The organism is Calditerricola yamamurae, assembly GCF_054654135.1.
Map to the genome: position 1 here is coordinate 147,209 of NZ_BAAIFH010000005.1, position 21,727 is coordinate 168,935.

Consider the following 21,727-nt stretch of genomic DNA (forward strand, 5'->3'; position numbering starts at 1 on the left):
GCCGCGGAGTGTTGACAGCGCCGCACGTCCACACGGTGGCAGGGGAGGGATCCGGGGCGGAAAGCGACGAAGAATTGCGGCGAATGTGAAAGGGGTGAAAAAAGGCCGCCAGGGAAGGCGGCCGTGCGTGGCGAATGGTGCGTCGGTGCACGTTCCCTGCGCAGGCATTACCCTGGTCAGGTTCAGACGGTCGGTGACGGATTCCTGGTCACCCTCTCAGCCCGGCTCCCCGAGCTCCCGTGTGCGGTATGCGGTTGGCTGTCATCTCTATCGTAGCGCAGCGGGGGACAACAGGCAACAAATTTGTTCCATGGGCCCCGAGCGACCCATGCCGAATCAGGGAAAAGTGCCGCATTCGGGAACCCGGGCGGGTGCGTCAACGCCGAGGACGTCATCGGGCACCGCAAGGCCAAGGGTCTTGACCAGGTGCCGCAGGTCTTCCGGTAGGGGCGACGAAAAGGCCATCGCCGCGCCGGTCAGCGGATGGGTGAAGGCCAGCCGGGCGGCGTGGAGGGCCTGCCGGGCGATATGCTCGGTGGCGGCGCCGTACAGTCGGTCCCCGAACAGCGGATGGCCGAGGTGGGCGAAGTGGACGCGGATCTGGTGCGTTCGGCCCGTCTCCAATTCCGCCTCGACAAACGACGCGTCGTCCGTTTGCGTAAGCACGCGGTAGCGCGTGACGGCCGGTTCCCCGCGTTCATCGACGCGCCGGCGCAGCGGATGGCCCGGATCCCGGGCGATGGGGGCGTCGATGACGCCCGTGCCTTCGGCCAGGCGGCCGTGCACCACGGCCAGGTAGACGCGGCGGATGCGTTTTTCGCGCAGGGCGCGGTCGAGAAGCTGGTGGGCGTAGGCGTGCTTGGCCACCAGCAGCAGGCCCGAAGTGTCGCGGTCGAGGCGGTGCACCGGACGCACGCGGGCCTCCACGCCCTGCTGCTGCCAGTGGTAGGCGATGCCGTGGGCGAGGGTGCCCCGCTCATGACGGCGCACCGGATGCACGTTGATCCCCGCCGGTTTGTCGACGACGAGCAGATCGTCATCCTCGTAGACGAGGCCAAAGGGCACCGGTTCCGGCACAAGGTCCGGCTCCTCCCACGGGCGGATGGCCACGGCCAATCGGTCGCCGGCCCGTACCGGGCGGTCGAGCCACGGCATGCGTCCGTTGAGCCGGATGCCGCGCATCCGGGTTAACCGGTTGATCATCCGATTCGACAGCAGCAGCGGCCCCTTGAGCACCTCGCGTACCGTGCGGCCCTCCCAGTCGACCGGCACGGTGAACGTGATCCACTTATTGTGCCGCTTGACGGGAGTGTTGTCCATGTGTGCAGCCTCCTTGGCGCTTCTCCCCCTCTATGATAACCGACACCCCTGTTGCGAACAGGGATGGAGATCATAAAACTAGCCAAGTCGGTATACATATGAAAGCGATGGATGTAAGCGCTCTTGCCGCGGGTGCGAGCCTGCATTAAAAAACCTTTCTGTTCAGAGAATTCCGGGTATATGGGGGAAGCATATGGAAATCGGGCCGGAGAAACTGCGCTGGATGTATGAACGCATGCGGTTGATCCGCGAATTTGAGTTGGCCGTCCGGGATTACTTCAGCAAAGGGCGGATTCCCGGATTCGTGCACCTGTATGCCGGTGAGGAAGCGGTTGCGGTGGGTACGTGCGCCCATCTCACCGATGGCGATTTTCTTAACCAGTACCCATAGAGGGCATGGCCACTGCATTGCAAAGGGTTGTGATGTAAAGGGGATGATGGCCGAGATTTTCGGCAAGGCCACAGGGCTTTGCAAGGGCAAAGGGGGCTCCATGCACATTGCCGATGTGCACAGAGGGATGCTCGGCGCAAACGGGATTGTCGGCGGCGGATTCCCGCTGGCGGTAGGGGCCGGCTTAACGGCAAAAACCTTGCGAACGGGGGCGGTAGCCGTCTGCTTCTTTGGCGATGGGGCCGCCAACCAGGGAACCTTCCATGAAAGCCTGAATCTGGCCGCGATTTGGAAATTACCGGTGGTCTTTGTATGTGAGAACAATCTGTATGCCGAGTCCACACCGGTCTGGTATGCTTGCGCGGCCCAGAACATTGCCGATCGGGCCGCCGGGTATAACATCCCCGGTGTTGTGGTAGACGGACAGGATGTGTTCGCGGTGTACGAGGCGATGGGAGAGGCAGTACGACGGGCACGGGAGGGCAAGGGGCCGTCCCTCATCGAGTGCAAAACCTACCGCATGTTCGGACATTTCGAGGGTGACACCCAGAAGTACAAGAAAGCGGAGGACCAGGAGACGATTATGGGGCCCCGCGATCCGATTCAACTCTTCCGCCGCTATGTGCTGGAACGGGGACTGCTGGAGGAAACCAGCCTGCGGGAGATCGACCGGCGGGTTCAGGATCTCATCGCCGAGGCGATACGGTTTGCTGAGGAAAGCCCGTTGCCCGTTGCCGAAGATCTGCTTGCCGATGTGTACGCCACGGCCTAGTGTGGCGCAGATCATCGAAAGGGCCAGGAGGTTCGTTATATGCGCACGGATGTGCAAACGCGAACCATTACCCTGCAACAGGCAATCAATGAGGCGTTGCGAGAGGAAATGCGGCGGGATCCAACGGTTGTGCTGATGGGCGAAGATGTGGCCGGCGGTGCGGGGGTTGACCATCTGGCGGGTGACGAAGCCTGGGGTGGCGTTTTGGGGGTAACGAGGGGGCTCGTTCAGGAGTTTGGCCGGGAGCGTGTACTGGATACACCGATTTCCGAGGCGGGGTTTATCGGTGCGGCTGTCGGTGCCGCCGCGACGGGGCTTCGGCCTGTGGTGGAGTTGATGTTCGTCGGATTCGTCGGGGTCTGCTACGACATCCCGCTGAACCAAGCAGCCAAGTTGCGGTACATGTTTGGCGGTAAGGCGAAGGTTCCGCTCGTGGTGCGTACCTTGATCGGGGCGGGGTACCGGGCGGCTGCCCAGCACAGCCAGATTCTTTATCCCGTATTCGTGCATGTTCCGGGCCTGAAAGTGGTGGTCCCCTCCACGCCGTACGACGCGAAGGGGTTGCTGTGTTCGGCGATTCGAGATGACGACCCCGTCATCTTTTGTGAACATATCGCCCTGTTAAATCAGAAAGGGCGGGTTCCGGAGGGGACCTACACGATTCCCTTGGGGAAAGCCGACATCAAGCGACCGGGGAAAGACGCGACGGTGGTGGCAATCGGCAAGATGGTCCATGTGGCCCTCGAAGCGGCCGAGATCCTTGCGGCGCAAGGGAAAGAGGTTGAGGTGATCGATCCGCGTACCTTGCAGCCGCTGGACGAAGAAACCATTCTCACCTCGGTGGAAAAGACCGGCCGATTGATTGTGGTGGATGAAGCCAACCCGCGTTGCTCGATGGCATCGGAGATCGCCTCGGTCGTCGCCACCAAGGGATTTGATTTTCTCGATGCCCCGATCCGTACGGTCACGCCTCCACACGCACCCGTGCCCTTCAGCCCGGTGCTGGAAGACGCGTATCTTCCGAACGCGGCCAAGGTGGTAGAGGCGGTCCGTGAAACCTTCCAGTAGCCCGATCCAAGCGGTCCGTTCCGGTGCCGGCGGTGGCAGAAGAGAAGCAACTGGAAGGGACCCGGTTGACGCCGGCTGCCCGCCGATTGGCCCGAGAACGGGGGGTGGACCTCGCGGAAATTGCGGTCGCGTTTCCGGGTCGGCGGGTCGGACGGGACGAACTTTTGGCCTGGATGGAATCGCGCAGGGGGAATTCGGCCACGGCTGCCGCAATGTCCGCAGAGACGGTGAAAGTAATCCACCCGGCGACTCGGGCAGGGGCCGTGCAGAGCCAGGCGGAAAAGCCTTCTGGGTCGGAATCTCCCATCCGAAAACCTGTAACCTCCATGCGGGCAACGATCGCCCGGCGGATGCTCGAGAGTCTGCGAGAGTCGGCGCAAGTCACCTTAACCACCCAGGTGAATGTTGATGCGCTGGTGCGCTTCCGCGCGGAGGTCGCCCCGGTGTTTGAAGCCGAATACGGGGTTCGGCTTACCTATACGGACTTTCTGGTCAAGGCCGTAGCGAAAGCGGTGCAGGCCGTACCGCAGGTGAATGCCCGCTGGGAAGGTGATGCAATCACGTTCTTTCCCTGGGTACATGTGGGGGTTGCCGTTGCCCTGGAAGAGGGGTTGGTGGTGCCGGTTGTGCGGCATGCAGAATCGGCGAGCCTGGTGGAAATCAGTCGCCGGTTGCGGGATCTGCGCGAACGTGCGCGAACCGGCAAGTTGGACCCGGATGACGTAACGGGGAGCACGATCAGCATCTCGAATCTTGGAATGGAGGGGATTGATGCCTTTACGCCGATCCTGAATCCTCTAGAGGTGGCGATCGTGGGGGTTGGCCGGATTCGCCAAGTTCCACAACAGGTGGCGGGTGAGTGGCGCCCCGTGCATGAAATGACGCTGAGTCTTACCATTGACCATCGGGTGGTGGATGGAGCCCCAGGGGCGAAGTTTCTGGGGCGAATCGCCGAACTGTTGGCTCGGCCTGTGCTTCTGGTCGGAAACACGTGAGATCGCCCCGGGAACGGGGCTTTTTTTCTTTCCCGGCGATGCAGGCCGGAAACGAAAAGGGAGCCGGCAGCCATGGGGCGAGGAGGCACCTGTTGCGGATGGAGCGGAAAAAAATTCCACTTGACATTTCCGTTGGTCTCGTGTAAATTGATAAGCGTGATCGGCGACGCAAATGTGCTGGCGTAGCTCAGTTGGTAGAGCGGCGCACTCGTAATGCGTAGGTCGTGGGTTCAAGTCCCTCCGCCAGCACCACTACATAGCCAAAAGCCCGCACCGGAATGTCCGGTGGCGGGTTTCTTTATTCTTTCTTGTCTTGCGCGTTTGCCGTGTCAAAGAGGATCGCTCCGATCGTACCGTCGCAGGCGAGCGGCGAATGGGTCGGCAAGCGGGGGAGGGGAATGGCGTGTCATTGGCAAAGACGCAGGAGCTCGGGCGTGCCGCCATGCCGTGGCGGGGGACGTACCTGCGGCTCAACGCGCTGTTTCTGGGGTTCTTTTTTGCGTTTGGAGCCTTCTATCCACTCCTGTCGCGCTTTCTGGAGGCCAAGGGGTTTTCGGGAACGGAAATTGGCGTGCTGACGGCCGTCGGACCGATTGTGGCGATCGTAACCCAACCGGTTTGGGGACTGCTCTGTGATGCCACGCAACGGCCGCTGCGTGTGTTGACGGTTGCCGCAGTGATGTCGGGAACGATCGCCCTTGGCTTTCTCGTGGCCGACGGTTTTGCCGTCATGCTCGTACTGCTTGTCGGGCTGCACCTGTTTCAGAGCGCCATCGTGCCCATTTCCGACAGCCTGGCCTTACGGTTTGCGCGCGAAAGTGGCGTTTCCTACGGGAACATCCGGTTGTGGGGCGCGGTTGGGTTCGCCACGGCGGCGTTTGTAGCCGGCAGGGCGGCCGACGCCTTCGGGCTTGGGGTGCTGTTTCCCTTGTATGCCGCGGCGCTGTTCGCCTCCCTGTGGGTTGTCCGTCGCCTGCCCGACCAGGGGGAGGAAACGGGCCACGTGCGGCTGTGGCGGGGTCTGCGCGACCTGCTCAGCCTCCCGTCCTACGCGCTGTTCGTGCTGAGCGCCTTCCTGGTGTTTGGGCCGATTAACGGGAACAATGTCTACTTTGGCTTGCTGTACCAGGCCCTCGGGGGATCGGTGGCGGGCATCGGGGTGGCGTTTCTCCTCTTTGCCGGAAGCGAAGTGATTTTCATGCGCACCGCCGGTTGGTTTGTGCGCCGCTGGGGGCTGGCGGGCACGCTCCTTTTGGCCAGTGCGGTGTCGGCGGGGCGGTGGCTGTGGTATGCCACGGCACCACCGCTGGCCGCGGTGTTGGGGCTCTTTTTGCTGCAAGGCTTTTCCGTCGGCTTGTACTTGGCCGCCGCGCCGCCGTTGGTTCGCGAACTGGCGCCCCGCCACCTGCAGGCAACGGCCCTGGGCATTTTCGCGGCGTTTGGACACGGGCTTGGCACGGTGGCGTGCAACGTGCTCGGTGGCCTGGTGATGGATCGTTACAGCATCTACGGCACGTATGTGCTGTTCGGCGGATTGACCCTGCTGGGCATCCTCCCCATCCTGTGGATCGCGCGGCGCAGCGGGGCCGTACGGCGTCCGGTGGACGGGATGGAGGCATGAGCGGGATGTGGGGGAGAACGGGAATCACGCCAAAAACGCCCTTGTTCCGCTTTCGGCAAGCGGTCAAGGGCGTTTCCCGTTTCACGGATCACATCCATGGTGTGGCCGTCTGGGCCGTTTCCCCACCTGCGCCATGGAGGGGGAATTGTGTACGGTACCCGGAAAACTGCTGGTAGGCGTTTTGCACCTCGTAGGCCGGTGCCGCCTCCAGCTTGTACCACCCTTTTTCAAACATGAGGTTGAACAGGCGCCGCTGGCACTGGTGGGTTTCGTTCAGGATGGCCAGCACGTCCTGGTGCAGGCGATCGTGGCTGGCTTCAATGGCCATGATGGTGTAATTGTGGCACAGGTATTTCTCGGTGGCCAGCACGTCGTTGACCCGGTCGCGGTCGTTCAGTTGCGGGCCTTTCACCTGTGGTTCGGCGGGCGGTTTGGGATTGGCGATTTTCTGGTTGTTCGGCGGTTGTTGCATGGTGGCCCCTCCTTACATCGGCTGTCCCGGCGCGGGAGGACGGGATCCGCCGGTGTTGAGATGTCCCAGTAGCATTTCGTAGTGGCGTTGGTGCATCCGGCAGGCCGCTTCCAGGGCCTCGCGGAGCTGCGGGTCGGTGCATGCCTGGGCGAAGTGGTGGCACTTTTTCATTGCCAGGAGCTCCCACGATAGGCTGTCCTTGAGGTAGGCCAGGTCTTTGGTTGTCACGACCTCGGGCGGTGTTGGCCAGCGCAAGGGTTGCGGCTGTGCCGCTGCCGCACCGAAAGCGGGCTGGTACGTGGGACCCGGATAGGGTTGCGGCGTGTCCATGGTCGGTTCCTCCTTTTGCGGTCCTTTGCAAGGGTGCAACACTAGTATGAAACCGGAAGCGCCTGCCTATGCGCGGGAGTGCTGTGCGACGATTTTCGCCATTCCCCCCTTTGAGACAAATGGTATACTATTCCTGACAACCGTGAATTCCCCGATACCACGGGAGGTGGGGCGGATGTCGCAGGCGGTGTTTCGGGCTCTGGTGTTGGAACAGGAAGATGGCGAGGTTCGCTGCGCGGTGCGGGAAGTGGAGCGGTCGGCCTTGCCGGAGGGCGAGGTCCTGATCAAGGTAGCGTATTCCAGCGTGAACTACAAGGATGGGCTGGCCCTTCACGTTCCCGGGAGGATTGTGCGGCGGTATCCGATGGTGCCGGGCATCGACCTCGCCGGCGTGGTGGAGGAGTCGTCCGTCCCGGACGTGCGGCCGGGCGACCCGGTGATCGTGACGGGATGGGGGATCGGCGAGCGCCATTGGGGCGGCTATGCGCAGTACGCACGGGTCAAGGCGGAGTGGTTGGTCCCGTTGCCGCAGGGCCTTGACCTGAAGCAGGCCATGGCTATCGGCACGGCTGGCTTCACGGCGATGCTGTGCGTCATGGCGCTGGAAGAGCACGACGTGAAGCCGGGTGAGCGGGAAGTGGTGGTGACGGGAGCGGCCGGCGGCGTGGGCAGCATCGCGGTGGCCTTGCTGGCCCGGCTTGGCTACCGCGTTGTAGCGTCGACGGGGCGGCCGGAACTCCAGGACTATTTGCGTTTCCTCGGCGCCTACCGCATCATTGACCGAAGGGTGCTGGCGACGCCGACGGGGAAGGCGCTGGACTCCGAGCAGTGGGCCGGGGCCGTGGACACGGTGGGCGGCGATACGCTGGCCGGCCTCCTGCGGTCGGTGGCCTACGGGGGCAGTGTTGCTGCGTGCGGGCTTGCCGGCGGCAGCGAGCTGGCGACCACCGTCTTTCCCTTTATCTTGCGTGGCGTGAACCTCCTGGGGATTGACTCGGTGTATTGCCCGCGCGAGCGGCGCCAGCAGGCGTGGCAGCGCCTGGCGCGAGATTTGCCGCTGGACAAGCTGGACGCGATGACACGAGTGGTGCCCCTGAAGGAAGTGCCGTCCGTCGGCCGCGACATCCTGCAGGGCAAGATTCGCGGGCGTGTGGTGGTGGACGTCAACGCCTAGGGATTTCCCGTTTCCTGCGCCCAGCTCGTTGGACATGCCGCATGCACAAAAAAAAACGGGGACGGCAGGCGCCGTCCCTTTTCCTTTGGCCCGTCAGCCCACCAACGCGGGCGCGCGTTCCTCAACCGGATGATCCAGACGCGCAAACCGCTCGTGGGAGACGACAATCTCGCCCTTGTTGTCCAGATCGATCATCATCCCGTCCAGGTACCAGGCATCGTCGTCGCGGACGACAAAGGCCACATCGCCTACGCGAAGGACATGATCGGCGGGCGTGATGCGATCCTTCTGGATGCCGAAGGAATAGCCCACATGGCCGATACCGCCAATGCGCACGAACAGGCGCAGCGCCTCGCCCGCTTCCACGTTGAGTTCCCGCCGGTAGAATTCCGCCGCCTTCTCGGTGATGGTCATCCGGAGCGCCATCCGTCCTCTCCCCTTGCACGCGTTTGTGTTCAGTGTATTCACTTGTATTATAACATGTTCCCCTGTTTTGCAACACATCTGTTTTACAACAAAAAAAAATTCCCGTTGCTGTTCAACGGGAATGGGCTTTTGTGTTGACGATCTGTCCCAATTCTCTTGCGCGTTCGGTCGCGCGCAGGACGGCGCGCTGTATCGCTTCTTGGAACCGGTGGGTGCGCAACACCTCAAGGCCGGCCATCGTCGTCCCGCCTGGTGACGTGACCTTTTCGCGCAGGACGGACGGCTCCTCGCGGGTTTCCAGGAGCATATGGGCCGCACCGAGCAGGGTTTGCACGGTCAGCCGACGGGCGATTTCCGGCGCCAGGCCTGCCTGCTGCCCGGCCTGTTCCATCGCTTCAACCAGGAAGTAAATGTACGCCGGACCGCTGCCCGACAACCCCGTAACGGCATCCAGCTGTTCCTCCTTTACCACGCAGGTCATGCCGATGGCGTCAAACAGCTTGCGCACCAGCGTCTCGTGGCAGGGCGCCGCGTACGGGCCCAGGGCGATGCCGGTGGCCGACAGCCCGACGTGGCAGGAGGTGTTAGGCATCGTCCGCACGATCGGAACGGGGTGGGGCACAAACGACTGGATGAACGCGATCGGGACGCCGGCGGCGACGGAGATGATCAGGTGGTTGGCCCGCACGCGGTCGGCCACCTCGTTCAGGGCGTCGCCCACGTCCTTGGGTTTCATGGCCAGCACGATCACGTCGGCTTCGCGAACCGCCTCGCGCTTGTCGTTGGCCGTTCGCACGCCGTACCGATTGGCCAGTTCGGCCAGCCGCGCGCGGTTCTGCCGGTTGGTGACGATGATTTCGTGGGGTGCCACCACGCCTTTGTTGAGCACCCCGGCGATGAGGGCCTCGGCCATCGAGCCGGCGCCGAGGAAGACAATCGTTTTTTCCAAGGCCATCGGACTTCCCCCTCCTTGTTCGGGCCAACAAAATCGTGCGTGCGCAAAACAAAAACGTCCCCTCTCGCCAAAAGGACGAAAGAGGACGTGCTCTTCCGCGGTACCACCTTTTTTGACGGCGGGTGCTTGATCGACCCACGCCGTCCGCTCTTGCCGCCGTATCGGGACGGCAACCGGTCGGGTTTTCCCCGACGCGCTTCCGGGCGGGTTCGGCGGCCGTGACGGCGAGGCCTTGCAGCCGGTGGGCCTCGCTCTCTGGACGTCCGTGCGACGCCTACTATTCCCGTTCATCGCGCTTCTTCCCCGGCTGGTGCGCGTCGGCGTTCAGCCGGAGACGCTATGCACATGTCAACCGCGACGGAACCGATCGGTGGACGGATGCATGTTGTTAGTGATGATTATGCCCCGCTTCGGAGCCGATGTCAAGGGGAGGAAAACCGGCGCACCGAATTTGATCTGAACATTCGAACTTCATGGTTGACGTCACGCGGGTTTTGGCGTAATGTTTAGATTAGAATAGAAAAGTTATTCGTGAATGAATAATCATTCAAAATTAAACCGCCCCGGCGCGCATACACATCAAACGGAGGGCAGCATGATCTGCCGGATTGTGGCACCCTGGTCGGGGCGATCGGCAAAACGGGGAGGGGCGTTGCCATGAGGCGCATCGAAAAAGCGGCGGTGATTGGGTCGGGGGTGATGGGTGCGGCCATCGCCGCACACCTGGCCAACGTGGGCATTTCCACCTACCTGCTGGACATCGTGCCGCGATCACTCACGCCGGAAGAGGAGGCAAAGGGCCTGACACTCGATCACCCGGCCGTGCGGAACCGGCTGGCGACGCAGGCCAAGGCGCGCCTCTTGAAAGCGAAACCGGCGCCTCTGTACGATCCGGCCGACGTGGAACGGATCACGCCGGGCAACCTGGAGGATCACCTTCACTGGCTGGGCGAGGCGGACTGGATCATTGAGGCGGTGGTGGAGAACCTCGACATCAAGCGCCAAGTGCTGGCCAAGGTGGATGAACACCGTCGCCCGGACAGCATTGTGTCGACGAACACGTCGGGCATTTCCATCCATGCCATGGCCGAGGGGCGTTCGGACAGCTTCCGCCAGCATTTCCTCGGCACCCATTTCTTTAACCCGCCGCGCTACCTGAAGCTCCTGGAAATCATCCCGCACCGTGACACGCGTCCGGAGATTGTGGCTTTCATGCGTGATTTCGGCGAGCGCGTGCTGGGCAAAGGGGTAGTGCTGTGCAAGGACACGGTCAACTTTGTCGCCAACCGTATCGGCGTCTATGGCCTGCAGGTGACGGTGCGAGAGATGCTGCGCGCCGGGCTGGGCCCGGATGAGGTGGACAGCGTTACCGGGCCGCTCATGGGCCGCCCGAAAAGTGCCACCTTCCGCACCCTCGACGTGGTGGGGTTGGATACCTACGTCAACGTGGCGCGCAATGTGGCCGCCAACGTCGACGACCTGGCAGAGCGAGAGGCCTTTGCCGTGCCTTCCTTCATCGAGGAAATGGTGAAGCGGGGCTGGCTCGGCGAAAAGGCCGGACAGGGGTTCTACAAGAAGGAAACGGGCGAGATTTTGGCCCTCGACATCCCCACGATGACCTACCGGCCGCGGCGCAGATTGCAAGCGCCTTCCATGGACGCGGCCAAGGCGGCCAAGGACCTGCCGACGCGCCTGCGCACCCTCGTCTACGCCGACGACGTGGCGGGGCGCTTCGCCTGGAACGTGCTGAAGAAGGTACTTCTCTACGCGGCGGCCAAGATCCCGGAGATTGCCGACGATCTCCACACTGTCGACAACGCCATGAAATGGGGCTTCGGTTGGGAGCTCGGGCCTTTTGAAACGTGGGACGCCATCGGTGTGGCGCGGTCGGTGGAGCGGATGAAGGCCGAGGGGGAAACCATTCCCGCGTGGGTGGAGGCGATGCTTGCGAACGGGCATGCATCGTTCTACGCCCGCGACGAGGGCCGGCGCGCCTTCTACGTACTGGAAGGCAAGTACCGCGGCATCGAGGAGAAGCCCGAGGTGATCAACCTCGCCGCGCTGAAGGAGCAGGGGCGGGTGATCCGCCAAAACAGCGGCGCCTCGCTCATCGACCTGGGGGACGGCGTGGCCTGCCTGGAGTTCCATTCGCCGAACAACGCCATCGGCGCCGACATCCTGCAGATGACGCACCTCGCCATTGACGAGGTAGAGCGCAACTTCGAGGGCCTTGTCATCGGCAACCAGGGCAAGAACTTCTCCGTGGGGGCCAACGTGGCGCTGATGCTGTTTGAAGCCCAGGAGGAGAACTGGGACGAGCTCGATTGGATGGTCCGCGAGTTCCAGCGCGCCACGCAGCGCATCAAGTTCGCCAAAAAGCCTGTGGTGGCGGCGCCCTTCGGCATGACCCTCGGCGGCGGGGCGGAGTTCTGCCTCCCGGCGGCGGGCATCGAGGCGGCGGCGGAGACGTACATGGGCCTCGTGGAGACGGGGGTCGGCGTCATCCCCGCCGGGGGCGGGTGCAAGGAGCTGCTCCTGCGCTATGTGGAGGCGGTGCCGGAGGGGGCGGCCGCCGATCTGCAGCCGCTGGTCAACGTGGTGTTTGAGACGATCGCCCTGGCCAAGGTCTCCTCGAGCGCCAAGGAGGCCAAAAAGCGCCGCTTCCTGCGCGAAGCCGACGGCATCACCGGCAACGGTGACCACCTGCTCGCTGCGGCCAAGCGGCGCGTGCTGGAGCTGGCCGCGCGCGGGTACGTGCCGCCGCAGCCGAAGCGGGTCCGCGTTGTCGGCGAAAGCGGCTACGCCGTGTTGAAGCTGGGTGCCCTGGCCATGCGCGAGAGCGGCCACATCTCCGACCACGACCTGAAAATCGCCGACAAGCTGGCGTACGTGTTAGCCGGCGGCCGCGTACCGGCGGGGACGGAAGTGCCCGAGTCGTACCTCCTCGATCTGGAACGGGAGGCCTTCCTCAGCCTACTTGGCGAGCCGAAAACCCAGCAACGGATGCAAGCCGTGCTGGCCACCGGCCGCCCGATTCGTAACTGACGGGCGCGGGGCGCGCATCGACGGTCGGGACGCGCGCCCATCGCGTGCACGAGAGCCGAAGGAGGGAACGGACCCATGCGTGAAGCCGTGATTGTTGCCGCGGTGCGCACGCCCATCGGCAAGGCCAAGAAGGGCGCGCTCCGCCACGTGCGCCCTGATGACCTGGGAGCGCTCGTTGTCCGCGAGGCCCTCGCCCGCGTGCCGGGCCTCAAGCCCGAGGCGATCGACGATGTCATCTTCGGCTGCGCCATTCCCGAGGCGGAGCAGGGCCTCAACATCGCCCGCATCATCGCCATGCGTGCCGGGTTGCCCACTACCGTTCCCGGGGTGACGGTCAACCGCTTCTGCTCTTCCGGCCTGCAGGCCATTGCCGACGCCGCCCTGCGCATTCGGTGCGGCCTGGCCGACGTCATCGTCGCCGGCGGCGTGGAGAGCATGAGCCTGGTGCCGATGACGGGGCACAAGGTGTCGCCCAACCCGTACCTCGTCGACCACTTCCCCGAGGTCTATATGAGCATGGGGCACACCGCCGAACGGGTGGCGCGCCGCTTCGGTATCCGCCGCGAGGACCAGGACGCCTTTGCCCTGCGCAGCCACCAGCGCGCGGCGGCGGCCATCGCCGCGGGGCGCTTCCGCGACGAGATCGTACCCGTCGAGGTGACGGAGCGCGGGGTGGATGAGAACGGGCGCGTGCAGGAGCGCACGCGGCTCTTTGACACCGACGAGGGCGTGCGTCCCGACACGTCGCTGGAAGCCCTGGCCCGGCTCAAGCCGGTCTTCCGCGTCGACGGCACGGTGACAGCGGGCAACGCCTCACAAACGAGCGATGGCGCCGCGGCGGTGGTTGTGATGGCGGCGGAGAAGGCGGAGGAGCTGGGGATCAAACCCCTTGGCGTGTTCCGCTCCTTCGCCGTGGCCGGCGTCGATCCCGACATCATGGGGGTGGGCCCGGTGGCGGCAATTCCCAGGGCCCTGAAACTGGCCGGTGTGCGCCAGCAGGACGTCGACCTGATCGAGCTGAACGAGGCCTTTGCCTCCCAGGCCGTCCACTGCATCCGCGCCCTGGAGCTGGATGAGGCGCGCGTCAACGTCAACGGCGGGGCCATTGCCCTGGGCCACCCCCTGGGATGCACGGGAGCGCGCCAGACGGTGACGCTGCTGTATGAGCTGGCCCGCCGCAAGGGACGCTATGGCGTCGTGTCCATGTGCGTTGGCGGCGGGATGGGCGCTGCGGGCGTCTTTGAGGCCCTGTCGTGACCGGCAGAGGCGTGTCGTTTTCCGAAGCGGCTTTCGGAGAGGGGAGTGCACATGACCACGAGACAGGAGGAACGGGCCATGACCGAACGGGTGAAAGGGGCGTCCTTCCTCATCGAGGACGTGGACCCGCAGGCGGTGTTCACGCCGGAGGACTTCACCGAGGAGCAGAGGATGATCGCCAGCACCACAGAGGAATTTGTGGAAAACGAGGTGCTGCCGGTCCTCGCGCGCATCGAGCAGGACCATGATTTTGACACGTCGGTCGCCCTGATGCGCAAGGCGGGGGAACTGGGCCTTCTCGGCGGCGACGTTCCCGAGGCCTATGGCGGGCTGGGGCTGAATAAGATCAGCACGACGGTGATCACGGAGAAGTTTGCCCGGGCGGGCTCCTTCTCCCTCACCTACGGGGCCCACGTGGGCATCGGCAGCCTGCCGATCGTCTTCTTCGGCACCGAGGCGCAGAAGAGGAAGTACCTGCCGGATCTGGCTGCGGGCAAGAAGATCGCCGCCTACGCCCTCACCGAGCCCGGTTCCGGTTCCGACGCCCTGGGGGCCAAGACGACGGCGACGTTGAGCGCGGACGGGAAGTACTACATCCTGAATGGCGAAAAGCAGTGGATCACCAACGCCGGAATTGCCGACGTCTTCATCGTTTACGCCAAGGTGGACGGCGACAAGTTCTCCGCCTTCATTGTGGAGCGTGCCTTCCCGGGCGTCTCCACCGGACCGGAGGAAAAGAAGATGGGAATTGAGGGCTCCTCGACGCGGACGCTCCTCCTCCAGGATGTCCGTGTGCCGGTGGAAAACCTCCTCGGGGAGGTAGGGCGCGGCCACGTCATCGCCTTCAACATCCTGAACATTGGGCGCTGGAAGCTGGCGGCGGGTTGTGTGGGGTCGGCCAAGCGCGCCGTCGAGCTGTCGGCCCAGTACGCCAAGCAGCGCAAGCAGTTCGGGCGGCCGATCGCCTCGTTCCCGCTCATCCAGCAGAAGCTGGCCGACATGGCCATCTGCACCTACGTGATGGAAAGCATGGTCTACCGCACGGCCGGGCTGTTCGACGGCGCGCTGGGGGTGTTGCCGGCCGACGCCGACGGGCAAACGGCGGCCAGGGCCATTGCCGACTACGCCGTAGAGTGCTCGGTGAACAAGGTGTTTGCCACCGAGGGACTGGACTTCATCGTCGATGAGGGCGTGCAGATCCACGGCGGGTACGGTTACATGCGCGAGTACGAGATCGAGAACCTCTACCGCGGCTCGCGCATCAACCGCATCTTTGAGGGCACCAACGAGATCAACCGCCTGCTCATTCCCGACATGTTGGTGAAGAAGGCCCTTCGGGGCGAACTAGCCCTCCTGCCGGCGGCCCAGGCCTTGCAGCAGGAGCTGCTTGCGCTCGTACCGACGGAGCCGGGCGACGCGCCGCTGGAGCGGGAGACGGACCTGGTACGGCGGGCCAAGAAGCTCTTTCTCTACCTGGCTGGCCTCGCGGTGCAAAAGCACCAGCAGGCCCTCGAGCGGGAGCAGGAGCTCCTCGCCGCGGTGGCCGACTGCGTCATCGAGGTCTTCGCCATGGAGAGCGCCCTGTTGCGGGCCCAGAAGGCCATCGCCCGGGACGGGCTTGAGAAGGCCGCGCGCAAGGTGGCGTACACCCAGGCCTACGTGCAGGACGCTTTCGACAAGCTGGAGCGTATCGGCCGCATTGCCCTGGCGGCCCTGGAGGAGGGGGATGCGCTGCGCACGCAGCTTGCGGTGCTGCGCAAGCTGGTGCGCCGCACGCCGCTCAACGCGGTGGCCCTCAAGCGGCAGATCGCCACACACGTGCTGGAGGCCGAGCGGTACGTGTCGTGATCCCAACGCCCCCCACAAAAAGAGAGAGGACGGCGCGCATCCGTCCTCTCTTTTTTGTTCCACCGTTTGTCACGAAGGGGGTTAGCGGGCTTCTTCCAATCCCTTGGACAGGTTGCTGTTTCGGTAGCTGTAGAGGAAGTAGACGACCAGGCCAATGACGAGCCAGATCAGGAAGGCCATCCAGGTGATGCCGGGGAGGTTGATCATCAGGAAGATGGCGACAAGCGCGCCAATGATCGGCATCACCGGCACACCCGGGGCGCGGAACGGCCGCGGCAGATCCGGCTGGGTGCGGCGCAGGATGATGACGCCGATCTGGATGAGCACGAAGGCGGTCAGCGTGCCCATGTTCACCAGCTCGGCCAGACGACCCAGCGGAATGAACCCGGCCAGACCGGCGGCCACCAGGCCCGTGATCCACGTGTTGATATACGGTGTCTTATAGCGCGGATGGACGCGGGAGAAGACGCGCGGCAGAAGGCCGTCGCGGGACATGGCGAAGAAGATGCGTGTTTGCCCGTAGGCCATCACCAGCATCACCGTGGTGATGGTGATGACCGCCGAAGCGGAGATGATGCCGGCCAGCCAGTTCTGGCCCACCTGCTCGAGGGCGAAGGCCACCGGTGCCGGCGTGTTCAGCTTCGTGTACGGCACCATGCCGTTGAGCACGGCGGCGACGATCACGTAGAGGAGGGTGCAGACGGCCAGGGAGCCGATGAGGCCGATGGGCAGGTCGCGCTTCGGGTTGCGCACTTCTTCGGCCGCTGTGGCCACGGCGTCAAAGCCCACGTAGGCGAAGAACACCACCGCTGCGGCCGTAAACACGCCAGACCAGCCGAAGGGCATGAAGGGCATCCAGTTTTCCGGCTTGACGTAGAAGGCGCCGACGAGGATGAACAGGAGCACGATGGCGATCTTCAGGAACACGATGATGTTGTTGAACCGGGCGCTTTCCTTCACGCCGCGGGCAAGCAACCACGTGAGAAACAGGATGATGAGCACCGCCGGCAGGTTTACGATGCCGCCCTGGGACGGATCCTTAACCAAGACGTCCGGCAGGCCCAGCCCAAACCCGCTTAGGAGGGACTGGAAGTAGCCGGACCACCCAACGGCTACGGCGCTGACGGCCAGCGTGTACTCGAGGATGAGGTCCCAGCCGATGATCCAGGCCAGGAATTCGCCCAGGGTGGCATAGGTGTAGGTGTAAACACTGCCCGAAACGGGGACGGTGGACGAAAACTCCGCATACGATAGCGCGGCGAAGGCGGCCGCCAAACCGGACAGGATAAACGACAGCACGAGTGCCGGACCGGCATGTTCGGCCGACGCCACCCCGGTCAGGACGAAGATCCCTGTCCCGATGATGGCCCCGATGCCCAGCAGGGTAAGGTCAAGGGCCGACAGCGCCCGTTTAAGGGACGACTTTTCGCTTTCCAGAATCATTTGGTCAATCGGCTTTTTGCGCCATAAGTTCATCCAACGATCCCTCCGCTTGGGATGATTGCACCAGCAACAGAGAAACCCTGTTAAGGATAAGCTGTTCGGTATCGGTAAGTTTAATGAAAGAGTCTCGTCAACGTCCCATCCCCCCTCGATAAGGAATAAAATTTTCAAAAAAATATTCAATATTTGCTAAACCATATCGAATCATAGCAAAGGATGTCGAATTGTGTCAACAATTCGTGAACGCTCAACCTTGATTTAATTTTTATAGACGGATGAAGGAGGAGCATGCCCAGCCATTTGCTGCTTATGGCTTTACTAGCATTTATTATATTACAATTCATAATTTAATAAAAAGGCATGACAACGGCACAAAGTCCCGAAATCCCCAGATCCTCAGTACCCGATTCGGGAAGTTTGCCGCGTTTGAGGGTCTATGCGCCGGGCTTCTTTTGCTTCTTGAACCTTTCGCCTCCCAACATTAAAATGGTGCTGTACGCGGGGAGAGGCGGTGACGTGATGCGCGAGTTGTGGGAATTGCGCGAGATTGTGTGGCGCAATCGGTGGCGGTATGCCGCCGGTTTGTTTTCTGTACTCCTGGTCGACCTTTTGCAACTGGCGATGCCGAAAGTGCTGGAGCATCTGACCGATGCCCTCAGGGCCGGCCGGGCGACACCGCGCCTGTTAATGGAGTATATCGGGGTGCTGTTGGCGCTGGCTGCCGGCATCTTCCTGTTTCGGTATCTTTGGCGGTGGTTGGTGTTTGGCGTGTCGCGCACCATCGAATACGAGCTGCGCAATCGCCTCATGGCCCATTACCTGCGCCTGGACGCGGCCTGGCACCAGCAGCGCAAGGTAGGCGACCTGATGGCCCATGCCACGAACGATATTCCGCTCGTTCGCTTTGCCTTTGGCGGCGGCATGGTGATGGCGGTGGATGCCGCCATTTTGATTTCCCTTACCGTCTTCATGATGGCCTTCACCATTGACGCGCGGCTGACCGCCGTGGCGTTGTTGCCTATGCCCCTGATGGCCGTTTTGGCCTTGTTCTTCGGGCGCTCCGTTCACCGCCGCACGCGCGAGGCGCAGGAGGCCTTCTCCCGTCTCACCGACGAGGTGCAGGAGGCGCTGTCCGGCTTGCGCGTGCTGAAGGCGTTTGCCTTGGAAGCGCACATGCAGCGCCGCTTCGCCACCGTGGCGGAAACCGCGCGGGCCCGAAACATGGCCGTCGCGCGCTTGCAGGCGCTGTTTCAGCCGCTGGTCCAGCTGCTCTTCGGGCTGAGCCTGCTCCTCACCCTGGCCTACGGCGGCACGCTGGTGATCCGCGGGACGATCACGCTGGGCGAGTTCGTCGCCTTTACCGCCTACCTGGGCTTGCTCACGTGGCCGATGCTGGCCATCGGGTGGATGATCAACATTTTCCAGCGCGGGGCGGCGGCGATGGCCCGCCTCAACGCCATCTTTGCCGAGCAGCCGACGGTGCGGGACGTTCGGCCCGTGACAGAACCGATCGAGGTCGCTGCGGCACGCGCGCCGGAGCCGGCCCGCGATCGGCTGCGTGGCGAAATCGTGATCCGCCACCTGACTTTTGCCTATCCGCAGGCCGAGGAACCGGCCCTGCGCGATGTGAGCCTGACCATTCCCGCCGGTGCCCGCGTTGGCCTTGTCGGGCGCACCGGAAGCGGCAAGACCACCCTGGTGCAGCTTCTCGCCCGGCTCTACGAGGTTCCGGAGGGGGCCATCTGGATCGACGGCCGCGAGATCCACACCATTCCGCTGGCGGTGCTGCGGCGCGACATTGCCGTGGTGCCGCAGGATCATTTTCTCTTTTCCGACACCATCCGCGCCAACGTCGTATACGGCGTGGACGCGTGGACGGAGGAGGCGGTGCAGGCGGCGGTGCAGGCGGCCCAGCTTCAGCGCGATTTGGCCGCGTTCCCTGATGGGCTGGAGACGGTGGTGGGCGAGCGCGGCGTGGCCCTTTCCGGGGGCCAGAAGCAGCGCGTGGCCATCGCCCGCGCGCTGCTCAAGGATGCCCCGATCCTGATCCTCGACGATGCCCTGTCGGCGGTGGATGCCGAAACGGAGACGGCCCTCCTCGAATCCCTGCGCCCGCTGATGCAGGGGCGCACCACGATCATCGTCGCGCACCGGCTGTCGGCGGTGCGCGATTGCGACAAGATTGTGGTGCTGGATGGAGGCCGCGTGGTGGAAGAGGGCACCCATGAGGAGCTTCTCGCCCGCGGCGGGCTGTACCGACAACTGTACGAAACGCAGCGGCTGGAGGCCTGGGTGGACGCGGAGGCGGCCGAGGCCTTGTCCGATGCGTCGGCGGGGCGAAGGGAGGTGGCGCGATGAGCCAATGGTCAAGCGGTGAGGAAACGTGGGGCAAGGCCTACGACGGCAGGCTGATGCGTCGATTGCTCCGCTACGCCCGGGCCCACGCGTGGGCGGTGGCCCTGGGCGTGCTCCTGGCCCTGCTGGCCACGGCGGCGGAGCTGGCCGGCCCCTACCTGGTCAAGGTGGCCATCGACGAGCATTTCACCCAGGCGACGCGCTTTGTTCGGCTGCCGGAGGGGGCCGTCGTCCCCGATGACCTGGCGGTGGTGCGCTGGGGCACGCTCGAGCTGGTGCGCCTCCGCGATGCCCGTGCCGCGGGGCTGCTGGAGCAGTGGCCCGACGCGATGCGCTACACGGTGGTGCGCGTCGACGGGGGTCTTGCCCTCGTGGAGGGCGACGTGCCGCCCGATGCGAGGGGCACGCTGGTCCTCGGGCCCGGCGGGCGCGGCGTGTTTCGCACGGCCGACGGAGCGGCGCTTCCGGCGCACCGGTTGGGCGGCGAGGAGGCCCTGGCCCTCTGGATGCCGACGATCCAGGCGGTTCTGCGCATCGCTGCCGGGTATCTGGGGGTGCTTATCGCTGCGTTCGTGCTGGGATACAGCCAGATGCTGCTGTTGGCCCGCGTCTCCCAGCGCATCATCCAGCGCCTGCGCCACGAGACGTTTGCCCATTTGCTTCGCTTGCCGCTGGCCTTTCTCGACCGCCATCCCACCGGCCGCCTGGTTACCCGTGTGACCAACGACACGGAAACGCTGAACGAGATGTACGCCAACGTGCTGGTGAACGCCCTGAGGGACGGCTTCATGCTGGTGGGCATCGTGGGTGTGATGGTGGCGCTCGACTGGCGGCTGGCCCTGCTGTCGCTGACCACCGTGCCGCTGGTGCTGGGGGCGACGGTGTGGTATCGGCGTGCGGCCCGGGAGGCGTTCCGGCGGGTGCGCCAGCTCCTTTCGACCATCAACGGGGCCTTGAGCGAAACCCTGTCGGGCATCCGCATCGTGCACCTCTTTCACCGGCAGCGCCAGCAGTACGCGCGACTGGAGGCGATCAACCGCGAGCATTACGCCGCTTCGCTGCGCGAGCTGCACCTGACCAGCCTGTTTCGCCCGGTGATGGATTTCGTCTATGCCCTGGGGTTGGCCGCCCTGCTGTGGTGGGGCGGTGGTGCCGTGGTGCGCGGTGCGGTGACCTTCGGCGTGCTGTACGCGTTTATCGAGTACCTCAACCGGTTTTTCAAGCCGATCAATGACTTGGCCGAGCGCTACACGATCCTCCAACAGGCCATGGCTTCGGCCGAACGCATCTTCCAGCTCCTTGATGAACCCAATTCCTTGCCCGACCCGCCCGAACCGGTCCCCCTTACCCGCGTGCGCGGGGAGGTGGCGTTCCGCAACGTTTGGTTTGCCTATCGCGACGAGGAGTGGGTGCTTAAGGACATCTCCTTCACGGCGCAGCCGGGCGAGTCGATCGCCCTGGTTGGCGCGACGGGAGCGGGAAAGAGCACCATTTTGCAGTTGCTTTGCCGCTTTTATGACGTGCAGCGGGGCGCGGTGCTGATCGACGGCGTTGACGTACGCCGCCTGCGCCAGGCCGACCTGCGGCGCCACATCGGGTTTGTGCTCCAGGACGCCTTTTTGTTCTCCGGCACGATCCGGGACAACATCCGCCTGTTCCAGGATGACGTGACCGACGAGGCCATCGAGCGGGTGTGCCGGGCCATCGGCGCCCACGACTTCATCGCGCGCCTTCCCGGCGGTTATGATGCGCCGGTACTGGAGCGCGGCAGCAACCTGTCGGCCGGCCAGCGCCAGCTGATCGCCTTTGCCCGCGCCCTGGTGCGCGACCCGGCCATCTTGGTGCTGGATGAGGCCACGGCCCACGTGGACACGGAGACGGAACGGCTGGTGCAGGAGGCCCTCCTGGCGGCCAGCCGCGGCCGCACGACCATCATCATCGCCCACCGCCTGGCCACCGTGCGCCACGCTGACCGCATCCTGGTGCTGCACAAGGGGCGCATCCGGGAAATGGGCACCCACGACGAGCTCATGCGCCGCGGCGGGCTGTACCGGACCCTGGTGGAACTGCAAGCGCGCCAAGCGCGATTGGGCGGGGCATGACAAACGACGGAGGAAGGGGCGAGATGGATGCGGCATGCGGCGCCGAAATGCCCGGTGTGCGGGTTTGTCCTCGTCTGGCGGTTCGGCAAATGGGTGTGCACGAACTGCGGCCAATGGACCGGGTGCTGAGGGGACAGCACATCGGATCCCACC

The 21,727-nt window shown here is 64.1% G+C and carries 15 protein-coding genes, 1 tRNA gene, 1 pseudogene and 1 riboswitch; of the genes and pseudogenes, 11 read left to right on the top strand and 6 right to left on the bottom strand.

The window, feature by feature from the left end; all coding sequences use genetic code 11:
* Positions 1-136: 136 nt before the first annotated feature.
* A riboswitch (TPP riboswitch) is annotated at positions 137-251 on the bottom strand.
* 85 nt (positions 252-336) lie between these two features.
* Entirely contained in the window at positions 337-1,320 is a 984-nt protein-coding gene (locus ACYQ0Z_RS05870) for an RluA family pseudouridine synthase (protein WP_459865442.1), read from the bottom strand.
* Between the two features lie 193 nt (positions 1,321-1,513).
* Here ACYQ0Z_RS05870 and ACYQ0Z_RS05875 point away from each other — a divergent pair.
* The 5 genes and pseudogenes from ACYQ0Z_RS05875 to ACYQ0Z_RS05895 all read left to right on the top strand — a co-directional run bounded on the left by ACYQ0Z_RS05875 (position 1,514) and on the right by ACYQ0Z_RS05895 (position 6,167).
* Positions 1,514-2,483 (top strand): annotated as a pseudogene (locus tag ACYQ0Z_RS05875) (thiamine pyrophosphate-dependent dehydrogenase E1 component subunit alpha).
* 39 nt (positions 2,484-2,522) lie between these two features.
* The gene (locus ACYQ0Z_RS05880; RefSeq protein ID WP_459865444.1) at positions 2,523-3,551 is read left to right on the top strand and encodes an alpha-ketoacid dehydrogenase subunit beta; all 1,029 of its coding nucleotides are present in this window, start codon (positions 2,523-2,525) and stop codon (positions 3,549-3,551) included.
* Positions 3,552-3,574: 23 nt separating this feature from the next.
* Positions 3,575-4,546, top strand: a complete 972-nt coding sequence (locus ACYQ0Z_RS05885) for a dihydrolipoamide acetyltransferase family protein (RefSeq protein WP_459865446.1) — start codon at positions 3,575-3,577, stop codon at positions 4,544-4,546.
* A gap of 176 nt (positions 4,547-4,722) precedes the next feature.
* A tRNA-Thr gene (locus tag ACYQ0Z_RS05890) sits at positions 4,723-4,798 on the top strand.
* A 151-nt stretch (positions 4,799-4,949) separates the two neighbouring features.
* Complete coding sequence (locus ACYQ0Z_RS05895) at positions 4,950-6,167, top strand: MFS transporter (RefSeq protein WP_459865448.1); 1,218 nt, start codon at positions 4,950-4,952, stop codon at positions 6,165-6,167.
* Between the two features lie 88 nt (positions 6,168-6,255).
* Here ACYQ0Z_RS05895 and ACYQ0Z_RS05900 read toward each other — a convergent pair whose 3' ends face one another.
* Together ACYQ0Z_RS05900 and ACYQ0Z_RS05905 are read right to left on the bottom strand one after the other, a co-directional pair.
* Positions 6,256-6,639 carry a spore coat protein gene (locus tag ACYQ0Z_RS05900; RefSeq protein ID WP_459865450.1) on the bottom strand — a complete coding sequence of 128 codons (384 nt, stop codon included), beginning with the start codon at positions 6,637-6,639 and terminating at the stop codon, positions 6,256-6,258.
* Positions 6,640-6,651: 12 nt separating this feature from the next.
* Entirely contained in the window at positions 6,652-6,969 is a 318-nt protein-coding gene (locus ACYQ0Z_RS05905; RefSeq protein ID WP_459865452.1) for a ferritin-like domain-containing protein, read from the bottom strand.
* A gap of 175 nt (positions 6,970-7,144) precedes the next feature.
* On the opposite strand from ACYQ0Z_RS05905, the gene acuI reads away from it, so the two are divergent.
* Positions 7,145-8,143, top strand: coding sequence for an acrylyl-CoA reductase (NADPH) (gene acuI / locus ACYQ0Z_RS05910; protein WP_459865454.1), 999 nt, complete (start codon positions 7,145-7,147; stop codon positions 8,141-8,143).
* Positions 8,144-8,236: 93 nt separating this feature from the next.
* On the opposite strand, the gene ACYQ0Z_RS05915 is transcribed toward acuI, so the two are convergent.
* Together ACYQ0Z_RS05915 and proC are read right to left on the bottom strand one after the other, a co-directional pair.
* The gene (locus tag ACYQ0Z_RS05915; RefSeq protein WP_459865456.1) at positions 8,237-8,569 is read right to left on the bottom strand and encodes an iron-sulfur cluster biosynthesis family protein; all 333 of its coding nucleotides are present in this window, start codon (positions 8,567-8,569) and stop codon (positions 8,237-8,239) included.
* A gap of 112 nt (positions 8,570-8,681) precedes the next feature.
* Positions 8,682-9,524, bottom strand: a complete 843-nt coding sequence (gene proC / locus ACYQ0Z_RS05920) for a pyrroline-5-carboxylate reductase (RefSeq protein WP_459865458.1) — start codon at positions 9,522-9,524, stop codon at positions 8,682-8,684.
* 657 nt (positions 9,525-10,181) lie between these two features.
* On the opposite strand from proC, the gene ACYQ0Z_RS05925 reads away from it, so the two are divergent.
* From ACYQ0Z_RS05925 to ACYQ0Z_RS05935, 3 genes are all read left to right on the top strand, one after another.
* A complete protein-coding gene (locus ACYQ0Z_RS05925) occupies positions 10,182-12,569 on the top strand; it encodes a 3-hydroxyacyl-CoA dehydrogenase/enoyl-CoA hydratase family protein (RefSeq protein ID WP_459865460.1) in 2,388 nt (795 codons plus the stop codon).
* A gap of 75 nt (positions 12,570-12,644) precedes the next feature.
* Entirely contained in the window at positions 12,645-13,826 is a 1,182-nt protein-coding gene (locus tag ACYQ0Z_RS05930; RefSeq protein ID WP_459865462.1) for an acetyl-CoA C-acetyltransferase, read from the top strand.
* Between the two features lie 51 nt (positions 13,827-13,877).
* Complete coding sequence (locus ACYQ0Z_RS05935) at positions 13,878-15,674, top strand: acyl-CoA dehydrogenase family protein (RefSeq protein ID WP_459865464.1); 1,797 nt, start codon at positions 13,878-13,880, stop codon at positions 15,672-15,674.
* Positions 15,675-15,755: 81 nt separating this feature from the next.
* Here ACYQ0Z_RS05935 and bcaP read toward each other — a convergent pair whose 3' ends face one another.
* Positions 15,756-17,150 carry a branched-chain amino acid transporter BcaP gene (gene bcaP / locus ACYQ0Z_RS05940; protein WP_459865466.1) on the bottom strand — a complete coding sequence of 465 codons (1,395 nt, stop codon included), beginning with the start codon at positions 17,148-17,150 and terminating at the stop codon, positions 15,756-15,758.
* Between the two features lie 486 nt (positions 17,151-17,636).
* On the opposite strand from bcaP, the gene ACYQ0Z_RS05945 reads away from it, so the two are divergent.
* Both ACYQ0Z_RS05945 and ACYQ0Z_RS05950 read left to right on the top strand, forming a co-directional pair.
* Positions 17,637-19,475 (top strand): ABC transporter ATP-binding protein, encoded by a 1,839-nt coding sequence (locus ACYQ0Z_RS05945; protein WP_459865468.1) that lies wholly within the window; start codon positions 17,637-17,639, stop codon positions 19,473-19,475.
* Positions 19,472-21,574, top strand: coding sequence for an ABC transporter ATP-binding protein (locus tag ACYQ0Z_RS05950; RefSeq protein ID WP_459865470.1), 2,103 nt, complete (start codon positions 19,472-19,474; stop codon positions 21,572-21,574). The genes ACYQ0Z_RS05945 and ACYQ0Z_RS05950 overlap by 4 nt, the downstream gene beginning before the upstream one ends.
* Positions 21,575-21,727: the final 153 nt, after the last annotated feature.